The following is a 16,756-nucleotide window of genomic DNA, read 5'->3' as shown; positions in this document are numbered from 1 at the left end:
CTTGAGTCAGGGCCACTGCACCCACCTGGGGCCTGGTCACCCGTTGGGCCGCGCGCCTTCCGCCGCGGCCCGCCGCATCTCCTCCAACCGCTCCAGCATCGGCATCGGATCCACCCCCACCGACCCCGGCAGCACCTCCGCGATGCGCGAGGGCGTCCAGGAACCGCCCTCCGCATACACGGCGCGCATCTCCCGGGGCTGTGCCCACACAGCGATCTTCGCACCGGCGACCGTGTAGACCTGCCCGGTTATCCCCAGCTCCCGCGAGCGGTCCGACAAGAGGAAAATCACCATCGCGGCGACATCCTCCGGCTCCCCGATCTCCGCGAGCTCCATCGGCACCCCGGCCGACATCCGCGTCCGCGCGACCGGCGCGACCGCGTTGGCGGTCACCCCGTACTTGTGCAGGCCCAGCGCCGCGCTGCGCACCAGCGAGATGATCCCGCCCTTCGCCGCGCTGTAGTTGGCCTGCGAGACGGACCCCTGGTGGTTGCCGCTGGTGAAGCCGATGAGCGCGCCGGACCCTTGCCGGCGCATGACCGCGGAGGCCGCCCGGAAGACCGTGAAGGTGCCCTTGAGATGGGTGGCGACGACCGGGTCCCACTCCTCCTCGGACATGTTGAACAGCATCCGCTCACGCAGGATCCCGGCGACGCAGACGACCCCGTCGAGCCGCCCGTACGTCTCCAGCGCGGTGTCCACGACCCGCTGTCCGCCCGCCATCGTGGAGATGTCGTCGGCGACCGCGACGGCCTGACCTCCCGCCGCCTCGATCTCCTTGACGACGGCCTCGGCCACCTCGCTCGTGGGCGACGCGCCGTCCACGCCCACCCCGTAGTCGTTGACGACGACCCGGGCGCCCTCGGCCGCCGCCGCGAGCGCCACCGCCCGTCCGATGCCCCGTCCCGCCCCTGTGACGGCGACGGCCTTGCCGGCCAAGAAGTTCCCCACGCCCGGCCCCTTCCCGCGTTTTCCGACGGACGGTTAGATGCTTTCGAAGAACGTATCTGACGGACCGTTAGATTTTATGTCCCGCCGGTCGGGCGAGGACAAGCCCCGGGGAGGCACCGGATGGCACTGCCGGAGGAGTTCCACGACATCGCCAAGCGCGTCAACAACTGGGGGCGCTGGGGAGCCGCCGACGAGATCGGCACGCTCAACCTGATCACCGACGAGGTGGTGCGGGGCGCGGCCGCCGAGATCCGCTCGGGGCGCCGGGTGCCGCTGGCCCTCCCCCTGCGCGAGGACGGTGTGCAGACCGGGATGATCCCGGGGCGGGTCAACCCGATGCACACCATGGTGCAGATCAACCAGGAGATCTTCGGCCCCGGCACGGTCGCGTGCAGCGACGACGCCGTGACGATGGGCCTGCAGGCGGCCACCCACTGGGACGCGCTGACCCATGTCTCGCACTCGGGGAAGATCTACAACGGCCGTCCGGCGTCCGGCATCACCGCGCACGCGGGCGCCGAGTTCAGCGGGATCGACAAGGCGCGGCACATCGTCTCGCGCGGGGTGCTCCTGGACGTGGCACGCGCGCGGGGCGTGGACCGGCTGGCGGGCGGGCATTCGGTGACACCGGAGGACCTGGAGGCGGCGGAGGAACTGGCGGGTACGCGGGTGCGCGCCGGCGACATCGTGCTCGTACGGACCGGGCAGGTCCAGCTCTATCTGGCGGGTGACAAGCACGCGTACGCGTTCCCGTCGCCGGGGCTGTCGGTGCGTACGCCGGAGTGGTTCCACGCGCGCGATGTGGCGGCCGTCGCCAACGACACCATGACGTTCGAGATCTTCCCGCCGGAGATCGAGGGCCTGTGGCTGCCGGTGCACGCCCTCGACCTGGTGGAGATGGGGATGCTCCAGGGCCAGAACTGGAATCTCGAAGAGTTGTCCACAGCCTGTGGACAAGAAGGCCGGTACGCGTTCCTGCTGTCGGCGATGCCGGAGCCGTTCGTCGGCGGCACGGGAACTCCGGTGGCCCCCGTGGCCGTCCTCTGAGCCCCCCGGGGTCCGCGCCTCCGGCGGACGTCCGATGGCGGCGCGCCGCTGCCCGCCCCGAGCACGGCACCGCGCGCCGCCATCCGACTCGGCGTGCCCTCCCCGGCTCCCCCTCCGGCCCTGAGGGACTCGACGCCGACTCACGACCCACACTCGGCAAGGGCTCGCGTCGTCGAGGCCCTCGTCGTCCCCTCGCGGTGAATCGCTGACCACAAGCGTGATCAAACGGACACGCCGCGTCAACACCTGGACGGAGATTTGTTACTTACGCCCCATTTGCAATGGGCGCGCACGGAAGCACATCCGGGCGCACCGAGGCCGCGCCGGCTCAGGACGACAGCGCTTTCTGCCCCGGTGCCCCGCAGGCCGCCGCCCTTTCGCGGCGATGCGCCCGCCGACCGACCCACCGAACCACCCGCCGCACCGGCACGGCATCAGGCCATCAGGTCACCACGGCAGCACGGCACCACGGCAGCACGGCAGCACGGCAGCACGGCAGCACGGCAGCACGGGACTCACACCGCCTCGAACGCGCGCCCCTCGTAGGCGGGTTCCGGGCGGACCGGCGGCTTCGGGTACAGGGGCGGCTTCGGGTACACCGGCTCCGGGTAGGCCGCGGCCTGCCGGCCACCCGTCAGAACCTCGCGCTCACCCGCGCTCTCGCCGCCCACCGCGCCCTCGACGGGCCGCTCGCAGCGGTCCAGCTCGCACCAGATGCGCTTGCCGCCACCCTCCACGTTCCAGCCCCAGCGGTCCGCGAGACAGTCGACGAGGGCCAGGCCCCGGCCGCCGGTGGCGTCGTCACCCACGCAGCGGGGCACGGGGGCGCGGTCACTGGTGTCCACCACCTCCAGCCGGACGGCGGCCGCCCCGCCCGCCGCGCCCGGTCCGGCGCCCGGCAGCGACAGCCGCACGACGGCCGGACAGCCGGTGTGCACCACGGCGTTGGTGACCAGTTCGGAGACGAGCAGGACCAACGTCTCGGCGAGCGGTTCGTCGTCCCCTATGCCGCACCCGGCCAGGCGCGAACGGGCCCACCTCCGGGCGCGCCCCACTTCTGCGGGGTCGGGCCGGATCTCCAGTTGCACTTGAAGCACCTGCACCGCTCACACCATCCGAACCGGCGGACACATGGCCGTGCGCCACGCGAGCCACGCGGGTCGCGTGGGCACCATGACGACGGGGGCCACGATCGTAGCCATTTTCTGCATGGCCAGAACAACGGCCAGAGGCAGCGTGACGGAACGTGAATCCCTTACGAGACAGCTTGGTTGACGTACAGTCACCTCAACAAGCGCTTCGGGCATATTCCAGCGCGAAGGAGTACCCGTGCGGCATACTGTGCGACGCCCGCGCCAGGGAGTCGAACAGACGGAGGCCTGAAGCCCGTCCGCCCTGCGAGCAGCGGCGCGCACCGCCGGTTTCGGCACCGCCCCAGGGGCACCGCCGGCATGGCTCATGCTCGGAACCACTCGCATCCCACAGAAGGTACCGGAGCGCCCGGTCGACTCCGGGCCGTGACGGGTCACACATCGGACACAACCCGGTATCAACGCTCCGTGAACCCGGTATGCCACAATCCGCGACACCCGTACGGCAGTCCGAGCCCCGCGCATGTCGTCGGCGCAGGCAGCGGCGCTACCGGCCCGCTCCGCTCAGCAGTTCACGCGCGAGCAGTTCCTCACTCTCCGTACCACCCCCCGCACGCCGGGTGCGCACCCAGGCGCGTTTCAGCAGCAGATGGACGTCCGCCTCCCAGGTGAACCCCATGCCGCCGTACACCTGGAGACAGTCCCGCGCACCGCGTACGGCGGCCTCGTCGGCGAGGAGCCGGGCGGCCGCGACGTCGGCGGGATCGGCGGTCACGGCGGCCGCGTAGACCGCCGCACGGGCCACCTCGACCCGCACCAGCAGCTCCGCACAGAGATGCTTGACGGCCTGGAAGGCGCCGATCGGCTGCCCGAACTGCTCGCGTGCCCGCGCGTGTTGCACGGCCAGCTCGCACGCGCGCGTGGCGGTACCGAGCTGTTCGGCGGCGGTGAGGAGGACGGCGACGGGCTCGGACGCCGTACGCCGGGAGCGCCGCGGCACCCGGTGCAAGGGAGTCAACGGGTCGACCGACCGCAGCGCCACGGCCCCCGCGGCGTCCCCGTTCCCCCCGGCCGCCCCGCCCTCCCCGCCCCTCTCGTCCACCACGTCCGCCGCGGCCAGCCACTCCACCAGCCCGCCGGCGTCCACGGTCGTCACGACGGTCTCCCCCTCGGCCGCTCCGGGCACCCGGCCCGCCGCGAGGTGGGTGGCGACCAGGGGGCCCGGCAGAAGCGCCCGGCCCGCCTCCTCGAAGGCCAACACCGCCTCGGGCAGCCCGAGTCCGACCCCGCCCTCCGTCTCGGGCAGCCGCAGCGCGAAGAACCCGGCCGCGCCCAGCTCCCGCCACAGCGCCCGGTCGAGTGCGGGCCGTTCCACGGCCGCCCGCAGCGCGTCCCGGTCGAAGCGCCGGGCGAGCAGGTCCCGTACCCCTTGTCTCAACGCCCGCTGGTCGTCGGTCAGTCGGAAACGCACGGAGAAGTCTCACCGCCCTTTCGGCAGCCCGAGGATCCGTTCGGCCACGATGTCGCGCTGGATCTGCGACGTGCCGGCCGCGATGGTGTACGACAGCGAGGAGAGCCGGTCGAGCACCCAGGGCCGGTCGAGATCGAGGGCCGCGTCGCCCAGGACGTCGGCCGCGGCGTCGTACAGCTCCTGACGGGCGTGCGAATACCTCAGTTTGAAGACCGAACCCCCGACACCGGGCACCCCGCCCGCCGAGGCCTCGCTCACGTTCCACTGCGTCAGCCGCCACAGCGCCCGGAACTCGGCCTCCAGGAGGGCGAGCCCGCGCCGCAGGACGGGGTCGTCCCAGCGGCCGTTCGCGCGGGCCTCGCGGGCCAGTTCGCCGAGCACGCGCCGGCAGGCGACGACCTCGCCGACGAACGCGGTGCCGCGCTCGAAGGACAGCGTCACCATGGTGACCCGCCAGCCGTCGTTCTCGGCGCCGACCCGGTGGGCGACGGGCACCCGCACCTCGTCGAGGAACACCTCGGCGAACTCGGCGGACCCGGCGAGCGTCCGCAGCGGCCGTACGGTGATCCCGGGAGCGTCCATGGGCATCGCCAGCCAGGTGATGCCCCGGTGTTTCGCCGCCGTGGGGTCCGTGCGCACCAGCAGTTCGCACCAGTCGGCGACCTCGGCGTGCGAGGTCCAGATCTTGGACCCGCTCACCACGTAGTCGTCGCCGTCGCGCCACGCGCGCGTGCGCAGCGCCGCGAGGTCGGAACCGGCGTCCGGTTCGCTGAAGCCCTGGCACCAGACCTCCTCGCCGCGCAGGATCGGCTCCAGCCAGCGCGCGCGCTGGGCGTCCGTGCCCTCGGCGGCGATCGTCGGGCCCGCGTGCAACAGTCCGACGAAGTTGGCCCCCACGTAGGGCGCCCCGGCCCGCTCCGTCTCCTCCAGGAAGATCAGCCGGGTGGTCGGGTCGGCGTCCCAGTGCACGTACGCGTACCCGGCGTCGTACAGCGTCCGCTGCCAGCCGAGGTCGTAGACGCGGCGGCCGGGCCAGTCGTCCGGGGACGGCTTCGGCGGGAGCGCGGGCAGCGCCTTGCCGAGCCACTCCCGCAGCCGGGCGCGGAAGTCCTCCTCCTCGGCCGTGTAGGACAGGTCCATCACTGGTCGAAGTCCAGGTCCAGCATGCGGATCGCGTTGCCCCGCATCAGCTTGTAGACCGTCTCGTCGTCGAGGCCCTTGACGTGGTCGAGGGCGACCTCCTTGGTGTGCGGGAAGGTGGAATCGACGTGCGGGTAGTCGGTTTCGAAGGTCGCGTTGTCCCGCCCGACGACGTCCAGCGAGGCGACCCCGTGCTTGTCGCGGAAGAAGCAGCAGTACATCTGCCGGTAGTAGTACGTCGACGGCGGCTCGGGGATCAGGTCGCGGACCCCGCCCCACGCGCGGTGCTCCTCCCACACGTCGTCGGCGCGTTCCAGGGCGTACGGGATCCAGCCCATCTGGCCCTCCGAGTAGGCCAGTTTCAGCGCCGGGAACTTCACCAGGACCCCGCTGAACAGGTAGTCCATCATCGAGGCCATGGCGTTGTTGAAGGACAGGGAGGCCTGGACGGCGGGGGGTGCGTCGGGGGAGGCGGCCGGCATCTGCGAGGACGAGCCGATGTGCATGTTGACGACCGTCCCGGTCTCCTCGCACACGGCGAAGAACGGGTCCCAGTGGCCGGAGTGGATGGACGGCAGCCCCAGGTGGGTGGGGATCTCGGAGAAGGTGACCGCGCGCACCCCGCGCGCGGCGTTGCGCCGGATCTCGGCGACCGCGAGGTCGATGTCCCACAGCGGGATCAGGCACAGCGGGATGAGGCGGCCGCCGCTGTCGCCGCACCACTCCTCGACCATCCAGTCGTTGTAGGCCCGCACGCACGCGTGCGCGACCTCCTTGTCGTGCGCCTCGGAGAAGGTCTGGCCGCAGAAGCGCGGGAAGGACGGGAAGCACAGGGACGCCTCGACGTGGTTGAGGTCCATGTCCTCGAGCCGGGCCTTCGGATCCCAGCAGCCGCGCCGCATCTCCTCGCGGGTGATGCCCTCCAGGGTCATCTCGTCCCGGTCGAAGCCGACGGCGGCGATGTTGCGCTTGTACGGGAACTTCAGGTCCTCGTAGATCCACCAGTCGGTGGGCTGGCCGTCCGGGTCCATGGTGATCTGGTACTTCCCGCCGACGTAGGCCAGCTCGCCGATCCCGGCCGTGAGCGGCTGCGGCCCGCGGTCGCGGTACTTCTGCGGCAGCCAGGTCGCGAAGAGGTGCGCGGGTTCGATCACATGGTCGTCGACGCTGATGATGCGGGGCAGTTCGGTGGCCATGGGTTCCCCTCCGCCGGACGGTACTTATCTGATGACCCGTCAGATAGCATGGCACCTGACGAGTCGTCAGCCAAGCTGGGGGCAGACATGAACGCCATCGCGCACTCCCTGAGTTCCGCCCGCACCCTCTGGGACCTGGTCGCCCGCCGCGCCGAGCTCACCCCCGACCGGCCCGTCCTCCTCCAGGGCGACCGCACGCTGACCTTCGACGAGCTGCGCGCGCGTGCCGAACGGACCGCGGCCGGGCTGTACGGCATGGGCGTGCGCCCCGGCACGGTCGTCGCCTGGCAGTTGCCGACCCGCATCGAGACGGCCGTGCTGTCCTTCGCGCTGGCCCGCCTGGGCGCCGTGCAGAGCCCCGTCATCCCGTTCTACCGGGACCGCGAGGTCGGTTTCGCGCTGCGGGAGTCACGGGCGGAGTTCTTCGCCGTACCGGGCGTCTGGCGCGGTTTCGACCACGGCGAGATGGCGCTGCGGCTCGGCGCGAAGGGCGTGTTCGACGCCTACGACGACCTGCCCGGGGGCGACCCGGCCGTGCTGCCCCCGCCGCCCTCCGACGGCACCTCGGTCCGCTGGATCTACTGGACCTCGGGCACGACCTCCGACCCCAAGGGCGTCCTGCACACCGACCGTTCGCTCATCGCGGGCGGCTCCTGCCTCGCCCACGCGCTGGAGCTGACCGCCGACGACGTGGGCTCGATGGCCTTCCCGTACGCGCACATCGCGGGGCCCGACTACACCGTCATGCTGCTGCTGTACGGCTTCCCCGCGGTGATGTTCGAGCAGTTCGCGCTGCCGGACGCGCTCGCCGAGTACCGCCGGCACGGGGTGACCGTGGCGGGCGGGTCGACGGCGTTCTACTCGATGTTCCTGGCCGAGCAGCGCAAGCAGCCGGGCGTCCCGGTGATCCCCTCGCTGCGGCTGCTCGCCGGGGGCGGGGCGCCGAAGCCGCCCGAGCTGTACCACGCGGTCGTCCGGGAGCTGGGTGTGCAGCTCACCCACGGCTACGGCATGACCGAGGTCCCGATGATCACCATGGGGGCGCCGGACGACACCGTGGAGAACCTCGCCACGACCGAGGGACGGCCCCCGGAGGGGATGGAGATACGGATCGCCGAGGGCGGGGAGGTACGGCTGCGCGGGGAGGCCGTGTGCCGCGGCTATCTGGACCCGGCGCAGACGGCGGAGGCCTTCGACGAGGACGGGTTCCTGCGCACCGGGGACCTCGGGCGGCTGACCGGGAGCGGGCATCTGGTGCTCACCGGGCGGCTGAAGGACGTCATCATCCGCAAGGGCGAGAACATCTCCGCCAAGGAGGTCGAGGACCTGTTGGCCGCCCGCCCGGACGTCGGGGACGTGGCGGTGATCGGGCTGCCGGACGCCGAGCGCGGGGAGCGGGTGTGCGCGGTGGTCGAGCGGGCGGCGGGGGCGGCGGATCCGACGCTGGAGGCGCTGACGGCGTATCTGCGCGCGGCGGGACTGTCCGTGCACAAACTGCCGGAGCAGCTGGAGGTGGTGGACGCCCTGCCGCGCAACGACACACTGCGCAAGGTCCTGAAGTACAAGCTGCGCGAGCGCTACTCGGAGACGGTGAAGTAGCGCGCCACCGCGGGGACGATGTCCTGCTCGCCGACCTTGTCGTCGCCGTCGGTGTCGAGGGCGGCGGCGACCGTGCGGGTGAGGCCCTCGTGGACGCCCAGGACGTGCAGCACGCGCGCGGTGTCCTCGACCGTGGCCAGGCCGTCGCCGTCGGCGTCCGCGAGGGCCAGGGCGGCGTGCAGGAAGGGCCGGGCGATCTCGGCGAAGCGGTCGGGGTTGTCGTGGAGTCGCTTGACGGCGCCGCCCACGAACTCGTCCCGGGTGATGCGCTGGTCGCCGTCGCGGTCCGCGATGCCCGCCATGCCCTGCCAGAAGGCCTCCGCGCCCGCGTACAGCGCCTGTCCCTTGTCGGACCGGGCCGCCGTGCCGAACTCGGCGAGCAGCGCCTTGGCGGCCGCGCCGAAGTCCTCGCGGTCGATGTAGCCGTTGCCGTCCTGGTCGAACGTGGCGAACCGGTCCGCGATCCTGCGTTCGTACTCGCTGCTGACCATGCTGTCCTCCAGCCGCCTGGCGTCCTGGTGCGGAAATCCTTCCGGCAGGGAGCGTACGACGCCGCCGGCCTCGTGGGAGCCGGTGGGCGGCCTCTGTACCCGGACCGGGGGAATTTCGGGACACCCTTGTCGCAGGGCGGCTCACGCCGTCAGCGGTTCGGGGCCGTCCTCGGCCACGGCCTCCGCGAGGTCGTCGTAGACGTCGAAGAGGCGCCGGACGCCGAGCGCGCCCAGGACGCGGTTGACGTGGGAGTCCTCCGCGGCCCCGCGCGCGGGCAGGATCAGCCGCAGCCGGCCCCGGCAGGAACGGATGAGTCTGCGGGCCGCGATGAGCACGCCGACCCCGCTGGAGTCGCAGAAGTACACCTCGGAGAGGTCCAGGACGAGACGGTGGCGGCCCTCGGCCACCTCGTCGTGCACCCGCTGCCGCAGCACCGGTGACGTCACCAGGTCCAGCTCGCCCGACACATGGAGCACGGCCCAACCGCCCTGCTCGCCGCCGGTCACATTGAAGGCCACCACCACGCCTTTCCCTCGCCGTAAACGGAAGCCGTCCCTACGCTTCCTTGCAGCGCGGCTGCCCAGCGGCGTTGCCCCGAAACACCTGGCGAAAAACAGGTACGTGACGGAAGAGGCTTGATTCCGTCGCATCCAGTCCTGTTCGATCCACATCGGTCTCACATCGGTCAGAAACAGCACACACTTGATCCGGATTGGTCGTGATGAGTCTGGGTAGGCGCGGCCTCATACCACCGCCCGGCCGCTCAGGGGCGCACATTGAAACAAAGGGGCGTGCGTTGTCGTACGTGCCGACTACATTCGAGGTGACGGTGGACGCAGGCTGGGCCGAGACACGGGCACAGGTGAGGGGGCCGCATGGCGAAGAAGGACGCACCGCCCCGCTGGGACCGCAAGATGCAGCAGCGACTCGCGCGCGGTGAGGCGGCCGCCCTCGGTGAGCTCTACGACCGGTTCGCTTCACTCGTGCACGGCCTCGCCCATCGTGTGCTCGGAGACGAACACGCGGCCGACCGCGTCACCCGCGAGGTCTTCGTCCACGTCTGGCAGCACCCCGACGCCTACGACCCCCAGCAGGGCCCCCTGCGCACCTGGATCGCCGCGCTGACCCACCGGCTGGCCGTGCAGCGGCTGCGCGCCACCGAGACCGCCGCGCTGGCCGAGGGCGGCCCCGGCACCGCCGAGGACCTGGAGAGCAAGGTGCGGCACGCCGCGGTCGCCGCCCGCGCCGACTACATCGTCCAGGCCATGCCCGCCCCGCTGCGCGCCGCCCTGGAACTGGCCTACTTCCAGCGCCGTGACTACCGCCAGACCGCCGCCGACCTCGGCGTCACCGAGGACGAGGCCCGCCGCCGGCTCCGCCTCGGCCTGCAACTGCTCTCCACCGCCCACGACACACCGGCCTCCGGGGCCCCGCCCGAATACGGGGGTGCGGCGTGAGCGACGCGGACGGATACGAGGGCTGCGACGGCGAGACCGAGGACGGCACGGACGGCAAGGACGGCAAGGACGGCGGCGAAGGCTACGACGGCACCATGGACGACCACACCGCGCACGGCGGCGAACCGCACGGCGACCACGGCGACGGCACCCGCCGTGCGGCGCCCCGTATCCCCTTCCCCCGCGCCTCCGTCGAGGACACCGGGCTGCCGCTGCCCGCACTGGAGTCGCTCGCCGTCGCGGAACCGCTGCGGCTGGAGCACCGCGTACTGAAGGCCCTGCTGGGCGCTGGCGGCCTGCTCGGCCGAGGAGACGGCGGCCGTCGAGGACCACCTCGGCGACTGCGGCGCCTGCGCGGACGAGGCCCGGCGGCTGCGCGAGGCGGTCGGCCTGCTCCAGCGCCCGGAGAGCCTCGACCTCGACCCGGGCCTGCGCACCCGCGTCCTGGAGGCCTGCCTCGACCGCCGCCCGCCGCGCATCCCGGTACCGGCGTGGGCGACCTCGTACGACGCCGAGACCGCGCGACTGGACGCCCTGCTCCAGGACTTCGGCGACGCCGAGTGGCACGCGCCCGTGCGGCTGCGCTGGTTCCGCGGCGACGGGGAGACCACCCGGCGCACCACCGTCGCCGGAGTCATCGCCCATCTCCTCGCCGTGGACGGCCTGGTCGCGGTGGCCCTCGGCCTGGAGGACCCGCTCGGCCCCGGCGAGGACGACAAGGAGGCCGACGGCGTCCGCGGCCCCGCCGAGCGTACCGAGGCGTTCTGGGGAGCCTCGCACTTCCCGCCCACCCGCTCGGTGCGCGGCCCCTGGCGCGAACAGAGCCACGCACTCGTGCGCACGGTGTCGTTCACCGGCGGGGGAGGGCCCGGCACCCTGCCGATCTCGTACGGCGGCTTCGAGCTGCCCCTGCGGGACGCGATGCTGGACCGGGCGTTCGAGTGCTGGGTGCACGCCGAGGACATCGCGGAGGCGGTCGACTATCCGTACGCGCCGCCCGCGCCCCGCCATCTGCACGGCATGATCGACCTGGCCGCGCGGATGCTGCCGACGGCGCTCGCCGCGCGCCGGCGCGCGGGACTGGCCGCGCCCGCGCCGAGCGCCCGCCATCTGGTGAGCGCCGGCAGCCCCGGTCGCAGCCTGCGGCTGGAGATCGAGGGCGACGGCGGGGGCGAGTGGCTGATCCCCCTGGACTCGCCCGGAGCGGTGGGCTCCGCCGCGCACGAGGTGGCGCACGTGGCGCTGGACGACGTGGAGTTCTGCCGGCTGGCCGCGGGCCACGTGCCGCCGGAGGAAGCGGCCGCGGGTCAGCTGGGCGACCGGGAGGCGATCAGGGACGTTCTGTTCGCCGCGGCTTCCCTGAGCCGGATGTAGAGGCCGGTTGCGGTTCGTGGGCGACTGCGGGCCTGCGGGCCTGCGGGCCTGTGGGGGATGGTCGCGCAGTTCCCCGCGCCCCTGACAGCCGACGTGCGTTCCAGGGGCGCGGGGAACTGCGCGACCGGCCACAGACCACCCGCACCCGCCCGCGCAGCGCAACCCCCCGCCTCGCTAGGCGAACACCACCGTCCGGCGCCCGTTGAGCAGGATCCTCCGCTCCGCATGCCACTTCACGGCCCGCGCCAGCGCCTGGCACTCCACGTCACGGCCGACCGCGACCAGCTGGTCGGGGGTGGCGTCGTGCCCCACCCGCTCGACCTCCTGCTCGATGATCGGCCCCTCGTCGAGATCGGCGGTGACATAGTGCGCGGTCGCCCCGATCAGCTTCACGCCCCGCGTGTGCGCCTGGTGGTACGGCTTCGCGCCCTTGAAGCTCGGCAGGAAGGAGTGGTGGATGTTGATGATCCGGCCGCTGAGCTGCTTGCACAGGTCGTCCGAGAGCACCTGCATGTAGCGGGCGAGCACCACCAGCTCGACGTTCTGCTCGCGCACGATCTCGAGCAGCTTCGCCTCGGCCTCCGCCTTCGTCTCCTTCGTCACCGGGATGTGGTGGAAGGGGATGTCGTACGAGCCCACCAGCTCGGTGAAGTCGGTGTGGTTGGACACCACCGCCGCGATCTCCACCGGCAGCGCACCGATCCGGGCGCGGAACAGCAGGTCGTTCAGGCAGTGGCCGAACTTGCTGACCAGCAGGACGATGCGCATCTTCTCGTCGGCCCGGTTGATCTGCCAGTCCATGTGGAAGGAGTCGCCGATCGCCGCGAAGCTCGCGCGCAGCTTGTCCACGGACTGCGGCGCATCGGCCGAGAAGTGGACCCGCATGAAGAACAGACCCGTGTCGTGGTCGCCGAACTGCTGGCTGTCCTCGATGTTGCAGCCGGTCATGAACAGGTAGCTCGACACGGCGTGCACGATGCCCTGCTTGTCCGGGCAGGAGAGGGTGAGGACGTACTGGTCGGCGGGGGACGCCGCGGCTCGGGCGGTCTGCTCACTCATGCAGCACAGGGTCTCACGTCCGCCCCGGCACGGTGGAGGCCGTCCCGCTACGCGGACCTCGTCATGATCCGCAGCACTTCCAGTGTGCGCGGCGGCGCGTCCGGGTCCTCGCCGTCGGCCACCGCCAGGCGGACGTGCGCCTCCCGCGCCGCGTGCACCGCCTCGGGCCAGCCGGGGTGGGAGACATAGGTGGAGACGGGCGCGTCCGGGCCGACCTGGTGCATGATCCGCAGGACCCGCAGCACGGCGGTGTCGACGAGGGCCGCCTCCTGCGAGTCACGGAAGATCGTGCCGACGTACTTCTCGGCGGACCAGTTGTCGAGCCAGGTGTCCTCGACCAGACGGTAGACGGCGTCGGTGACGTCGCCGTATCCGTCCACACCGGCCAGCCAGACGTTCTGCTGGAACACCGGGTCGGAGAGCATGTGCAGCGCGGAGCGCACATTGCTGCGCCAGCGCCACCATGGCATGTCGTTGAGTGGCATGCCGCCCATGGTGGAGGAGCGACGGCCGCGACGGGAAGAGTTCTCCGAACCTTGCACGGTCATCGATCGTACGTTTTCCCGTCCCCGGGACCTCACGGACCCCTGTAATTCACCCTCGCGTCACCTCTCATTGACCGTGGGTCACTCCCGGGTTAGTGATGTGACGGAATGGTGTGTGCTCATGACCGGCAGGCGACGCACCTTCTCGCGAAGTACCTTCCTCCCCGGGTTTCTCCGCGGTACCGGAAACGGCAGATCGGCCGCCCTCGCGGCAGGCGCTCTGGCCGCCGTCGCGTCGCTGACCGCCGGATGCGGGGTCGTCCCCGGAGTCACGGGGGGTTCCGGGGACGACCCGATCGTCGTGATGACCTGGGCACCCGTGGGAACGGCCGCCACGAACAAGCCCGGCATGCCCGCCTTCGCCCGCGCCTACGCCCGCTGGATCAACTCCAAGGGCGGCATCGACGGCCACAAGCTCACCGTGCTGACCTGCAACGACCACAACGACGCGGTCTCCGCGGCGGCCTGCGCCCGGCGCGCGGTCAAGGAGAAGGCGGTCGCCGTCGTCGGCTCCTACAGCCAGCACTCCGACGCGTTCTTCCCGCATCTGGAGGGCGCCGGCATCCCCTACATAGGCGGCTACGGCGTCACGACCTCCGAGTTCACCAGCCCCCTGTCCTACCCCGTCAACGGCGGCCAGCCCACGCTGCTCGCCGGTCTCGGCAAGGTGCTGGCCGGTTCCTGCTCGGGGCCCGTCGCACTCGTCCGCCCCGACACCATCGCGGGCGACGCCCTGGCGCCGATGCTCGACGCCGGTCTGAAGGCGGGCGGGCACGACAAGGCCGAGGACCAGCGGGCGGCGGAGGACGCCACCGAGTACTCCGCGCAGAGCGAGAAGGCCCTGCGGACGGCCGCCGGCGGCACGGCGTCCGGCGGCACGGCGTCCGGCGGCAAGGGCTGTGTGGTGCCCGCGCTGGGCGACCGCAACGGCACCTTCATGGACTCCTTCCGCCGCAGCCGCGCCGACTATCCCGCGGTGAACACCGGAAGCGTGCTGGGCAGCGTCGACCAGACCGTCATCGACGCCAGCGGCGGCGGATCCGGCCCGTACGAGGGGGCGTACGTCACCGGCTGGTACCCGGTGGAGAGCGACAAGCGGTGGGCCGGGATGAAGAAGGTGATCAGCCAGTCCGCCTTCTCCGACACCAGCATCGACCCCTCCGACACCGGGGTGCAGACCACCTGGATCGCCTACAACGTCCTGCGGCAGGCCCTGGAGTCGCTGGGCGACGGCGAGGTGAGCGCCGACACCGTCCGCGGCGCCCTGAACAGCGGCCGCACGTTCACCACCGGCGGACTCACCCCCGCCCTGCGCTGGAGGTTCACCAGCCGGCTCGCCGCCGTCGGCTTCCCCCGGCTGTCCAATGCCGAGGTGACCGTGCAGCAGGTGCGCAAGGGCGTGCTGGTGGCCTCGCAGCAGGGCTTCGTCGACGTCACCGACACCATGGAGAACGCGGACGTCGGCTGAGGTCCGCCCGGCTCGGCTCAGAGCTGGGTGGGCTGGCGCTGCGTCAGACCGTACTTCTGGGCGATCGCGTTCCACAGCCGGGCGGCCTGGTTCTTCTGGGCGCTCGCGGTGCCGCTCTCCCGGTTGCCCTGCTGGGTGGCGTTCGTGGTGCGGGCCCCGCCCTTCTTGCAGGCCTTGCGCTGGTTGCCGGCGACCTCGTCGGCCCAGTCCGCGTAGTGGTTGTCGGCGGCCGCCGACGCCTGCCAGGCCTTGGTGAGGGCGCCGGTCAGCGCGGCGTGGTCGGGCAGCTCGTCGACGTCGAGCGCGGCCAGCTTCGTGACCAGCTCGTTGCGCTGGCCGGCGGCGGCCCGCAGGTCCGAGGCGGCCTGGTCGAGGTTGTTGCACGCCTTCACGTTCGCCACCGCGGCGATCACGCTGGCCCGGCTGCTGCCGCTGTCCGCGAGCAGCTTGTCCAGGGCGGTCGCCTGCTGCTCGGCCGCGTCGTCGGAGGAGGCCGACGACGCGCCCGCGGAGGCGGACGCGGCGACGGGCTTGCTGCCGTCGCCCTTGTCGTCGTCGCCGCCTCCGCCGCCGCCGAGCAGCGCGCCCGCGCCGATGCCGACGACGGCGATCGCGACACCGACCGCCGCGAACAGCGGGAGCCGCGAGCCGGTACGGCCGCCGCGGCCGCGCTCGTCACCGTGGTCGTCGGAGCGTACGGGCGGCACATAGGTGGGCTGGGGGGCGCGCGCCGCGGGCCCCGCGCCGTAGCGCTGCGGGCCGCCGCCGTAGCCGGGGGTCTCCGGCTCGGTGATGCGCGGCAGCTGCTGGGTGGCCCCGGCCGGGGCGCCGGCCCCCGGGCCGCCATGGCCGCCCGGTCCGTCGCGGAAGAGGTTCTCGAACCCGGCGGGCGGCTGCGCGCCGCCGCCGGCCGCCGGATACCCCTGGGCGGGCACGGGCGGTATGTACTGCGTGGCCTCGGCGTCGGAGTGCGCGGCGCCCGGCACCGGGCCCGCGCCGTGCCCGCCGGTGCCCAGGAAGTGCGTCGACTCGCCGGGGCTCTCGGGCGGCAGCGCGCCCGGCCGGACCGGCGGGATGTACTGCGTCGCGCCCTCGTCGCCACCGGGGACGGGCCCGGCGGCGGGGACGGGCGGCAGCAGCTGGGTACGGCCGTCGTCGACCGGGCCCGCCGGGACCGGCGGGATGTACTGGGTGGCCCCCTCGGCGCCGTCGGCGAACGACGGCATCGGCATCCCGGGCCCGCCCTGGGGGTACGTCGGCGGCGCGGCCGACACCTGCGGGGCCTGGCCGTAGCCGGACGGGGTCTGCGGGCTCGGGCCGTAGGCGGCGGGGCCCTGCGGGTTCTGGTCGTACGACGGCTGCGGCGCCGCCGGCGCGTTCTGGCCGTACGTCTGCCCCGGCACGCCCTCGGGCGGGAGCGGGCCCGCGCCCCACGCGTCGGGCTGCGCGGCGCCCCACTGCTGGGGCTGCTGGTCCGCGGGCAGCGGCCAGCCCTGCTCCCCCTGCCCGGCCGGCGCCTGCTGCTCGGGACCCCACGGCTGGCCCCAGGTCCGACCGCCGGCCGGCGGCTGCTGCCCGTACGGCTGAGCCCCGTACGGACCGGTCTGCCCGCCCGGATGGTGGCCCGACTGCGGTCCGCCGGCGTCCGTCAGCCCCGGAATGAGGGGCTCACCACCGTCGGAGGGCAGCACGATGCCTTCGCGCGCGGGCCGCGCCGAGGGCTCCTCGCCCTGTCCACTCTGCGTCACCGGGACTCCTACGAACGGGGGACTGTCGGAATCGTCGGCTCACGCTACCGGGTCCCCGGAACCCCGTGCCACGCAGCTCAGGACGTGATCTGCCTCCCAGTGACGTCGGTAACAGATC

At 72.6% G+C, this 16,756-nt stretch carries 14 protein-coding genes and 1 pseudogene; 5 read left to right on the top strand and 10 right to left on the bottom strand.

The annotated features are described in order from the left end of the window. Positions 1-36: 36 nt before the first annotated feature. Positions 37-951 (bottom strand): SDR family oxidoreductase, encoded by a 915-nt coding sequence (locus AQJ64_RS27040; protein ID WP_059203057.1) that lies wholly within the window; start codon positions 949-951, stop codon positions 37-39. Positions 952-1,071: 120 nt separating this feature from the next. On the opposite strand from AQJ64_RS27040, the gene AQJ64_RS27035 reads away from it, so the two are divergent. Then, positions 1,072-1,998: a cyclase family protein gene (locus tag AQJ64_RS27035; protein ID WP_055637074.1), complete on the top strand. Its 927-nt coding sequence runs from the start codon at positions 1,072-1,074 to the stop codon at positions 1,996-1,998. A gap of 515 nt (positions 1,999-2,513) precedes the next feature. On the opposite strand, the gene AQJ64_RS27030 is transcribed toward AQJ64_RS27035, so the two are convergent. From AQJ64_RS27030 to AQJ64_RS27015, 4 genes are all read right to left on the bottom strand, one after another. Further along, the gene (locus AQJ64_RS27030; protein ID WP_397803762.1) at positions 2,514-3,101 is read right to left on the bottom strand and encodes an ATP-binding protein; all 588 of its coding nucleotides are present in this window, start codon (positions 3,099-3,101) and stop codon (positions 2,514-2,516) included. Between the two features lie 535 nt (positions 3,102-3,636). Continuing rightward, positions 3,637-4,560: an acyl-CoA dehydrogenase family protein gene (locus AQJ64_RS27025; protein ID WP_059203056.1), complete on the bottom strand. Its 924-nt coding sequence runs from the start codon at positions 4,558-4,560 to the stop codon at positions 3,637-3,639. 9 nt (positions 4,561-4,569) lie between these two features. After that, positions 4,570-5,700: an acyl-CoA dehydrogenase family protein gene (locus AQJ64_RS27020; protein ID WP_059203055.1), complete on the bottom strand. Its 1,131-nt coding sequence runs from the start codon at positions 5,698-5,700 to the stop codon at positions 4,570-4,572. Next, positions 5,700-6,896 carry an amidohydrolase family protein gene (locus AQJ64_RS27015; protein WP_055637126.1) on the bottom strand — a complete coding sequence of 399 codons (1,197 nt, stop codon included), beginning with the start codon at positions 6,894-6,896 and terminating at the stop codon, positions 5,700-5,702. The genes AQJ64_RS27020 and AQJ64_RS27015 overlap by 1 nt, the downstream gene beginning before the upstream one ends. A gap of 87 nt (positions 6,897-6,983) precedes the next feature. On the opposite strand from AQJ64_RS27015, the gene AQJ64_RS27010 reads away from it, so the two are divergent. Continuing rightward, the gene (locus tag AQJ64_RS27010) at positions 6,984-8,495 is read left to right on the top strand and encodes a class I adenylate-forming enzyme family protein (RefSeq protein ID WP_055637125.1); all 1,512 of its coding nucleotides are present in this window, start codon (positions 6,984-6,986) and stop codon (positions 8,493-8,495) included. Here the strand turns inward: AQJ64_RS27010 and AQJ64_RS27005 are convergent. Both AQJ64_RS27005 and AQJ64_RS27000 read right to left on the bottom strand, forming a co-directional pair. Continuing rightward, complete coding sequence (locus tag AQJ64_RS27005) at positions 8,474-8,986, bottom strand: EF-hand domain-containing protein (protein WP_055637124.1); 513 nt, start codon at positions 8,984-8,986, stop codon at positions 8,474-8,476. The genes AQJ64_RS27010 and AQJ64_RS27005 overlap by 22 nt on opposite strands. A 141-nt stretch (positions 8,987-9,127) precedes the next feature. After that, on the bottom strand, positions 9,128-9,511 hold the full coding sequence (locus AQJ64_RS27000) for an STAS domain-containing protein (RefSeq protein WP_055637123.1): 384 nt from the start codon (positions 9,509-9,511) through the stop codon (positions 9,128-9,130). 351 nt (positions 9,512-9,862) lie between these two features. On the opposite strand from AQJ64_RS27000, the gene AQJ64_RS26995 reads away from it, so the two are divergent. Together AQJ64_RS26995 and AQJ64_RS26990 are read left to right on the top strand one after the other, a co-directional pair. After that, the gene (locus AQJ64_RS26995; RefSeq protein ID WP_059203054.1) at positions 9,863-10,444 is read left to right on the top strand and encodes an RNA polymerase sigma factor; all 582 of its coding nucleotides are present in this window, start codon (positions 9,863-9,865) and stop codon (positions 10,442-10,444) included. Positions 10,445-10,539: 95 nt separating this feature from the next. Continuing rightward, positions 10,540-11,818 (top strand): annotated as a pseudogene (locus AQJ64_RS26990) (maleylpyruvate isomerase mycothiol-dependent enzyme family protein). Positions 11,819-11,992: 174 nt separating this feature from the next. Here the strand turns inward: AQJ64_RS26990 and purU are convergent. Together purU and AQJ64_RS26980 are read right to left on the bottom strand one after the other, a co-directional pair. Further along, on the bottom strand, positions 11,993-12,877 hold the full coding sequence (gene purU / locus AQJ64_RS26985) for a formyltetrahydrofolate deformylase (protein ID WP_055637121.1): 885 nt from the start codon (positions 12,875-12,877) through the stop codon (positions 11,993-11,995). A gap of 47 nt (positions 12,878-12,924) precedes the next feature. Beyond that, positions 12,925-13,425, bottom strand: coding sequence for an SCO4402 family protein (locus tag AQJ64_RS26980; RefSeq protein ID WP_055637120.1), 501 nt, complete (start codon positions 13,423-13,425; stop codon positions 12,925-12,927). A 118-nt stretch (positions 13,426-13,543) separates the two neighbouring features. On the opposite strand from AQJ64_RS26980, the gene AQJ64_RS26975 reads away from it, so the two are divergent. Continuing rightward, positions 13,544-14,890: an ABC transporter substrate-binding protein gene (locus AQJ64_RS26975; protein ID WP_055637129.1), complete on the top strand. Its 1,347-nt coding sequence runs from the start codon at positions 13,544-13,546 to the stop codon at positions 14,888-14,890. Between the two features lie 17 nt (positions 14,891-14,907). Here the strand turns inward: AQJ64_RS26975 and AQJ64_RS26970 are convergent, their stop codons facing one another. Further along, positions 14,908-16,638 (bottom strand): hypothetical protein, encoded by a 1,731-nt coding sequence (locus tag AQJ64_RS26970; RefSeq protein WP_055637119.1) that lies wholly within the window; start codon positions 16,636-16,638, stop codon positions 14,908-14,910. Positions 16,639-16,756: the final 118 nt, after the last annotated feature.

Origin of the sequence: Streptomyces griseoruber, assembly GCF_001514205.1 — a bacterium.
GTDB lineage: Bacteria > Actinomycetota > Actinomycetes > Streptomycetales > Streptomycetaceae > Streptomyces > Streptomyces griseoruber.
This window is presented reverse-complemented; position numbering and strand designations above follow the sequence as displayed.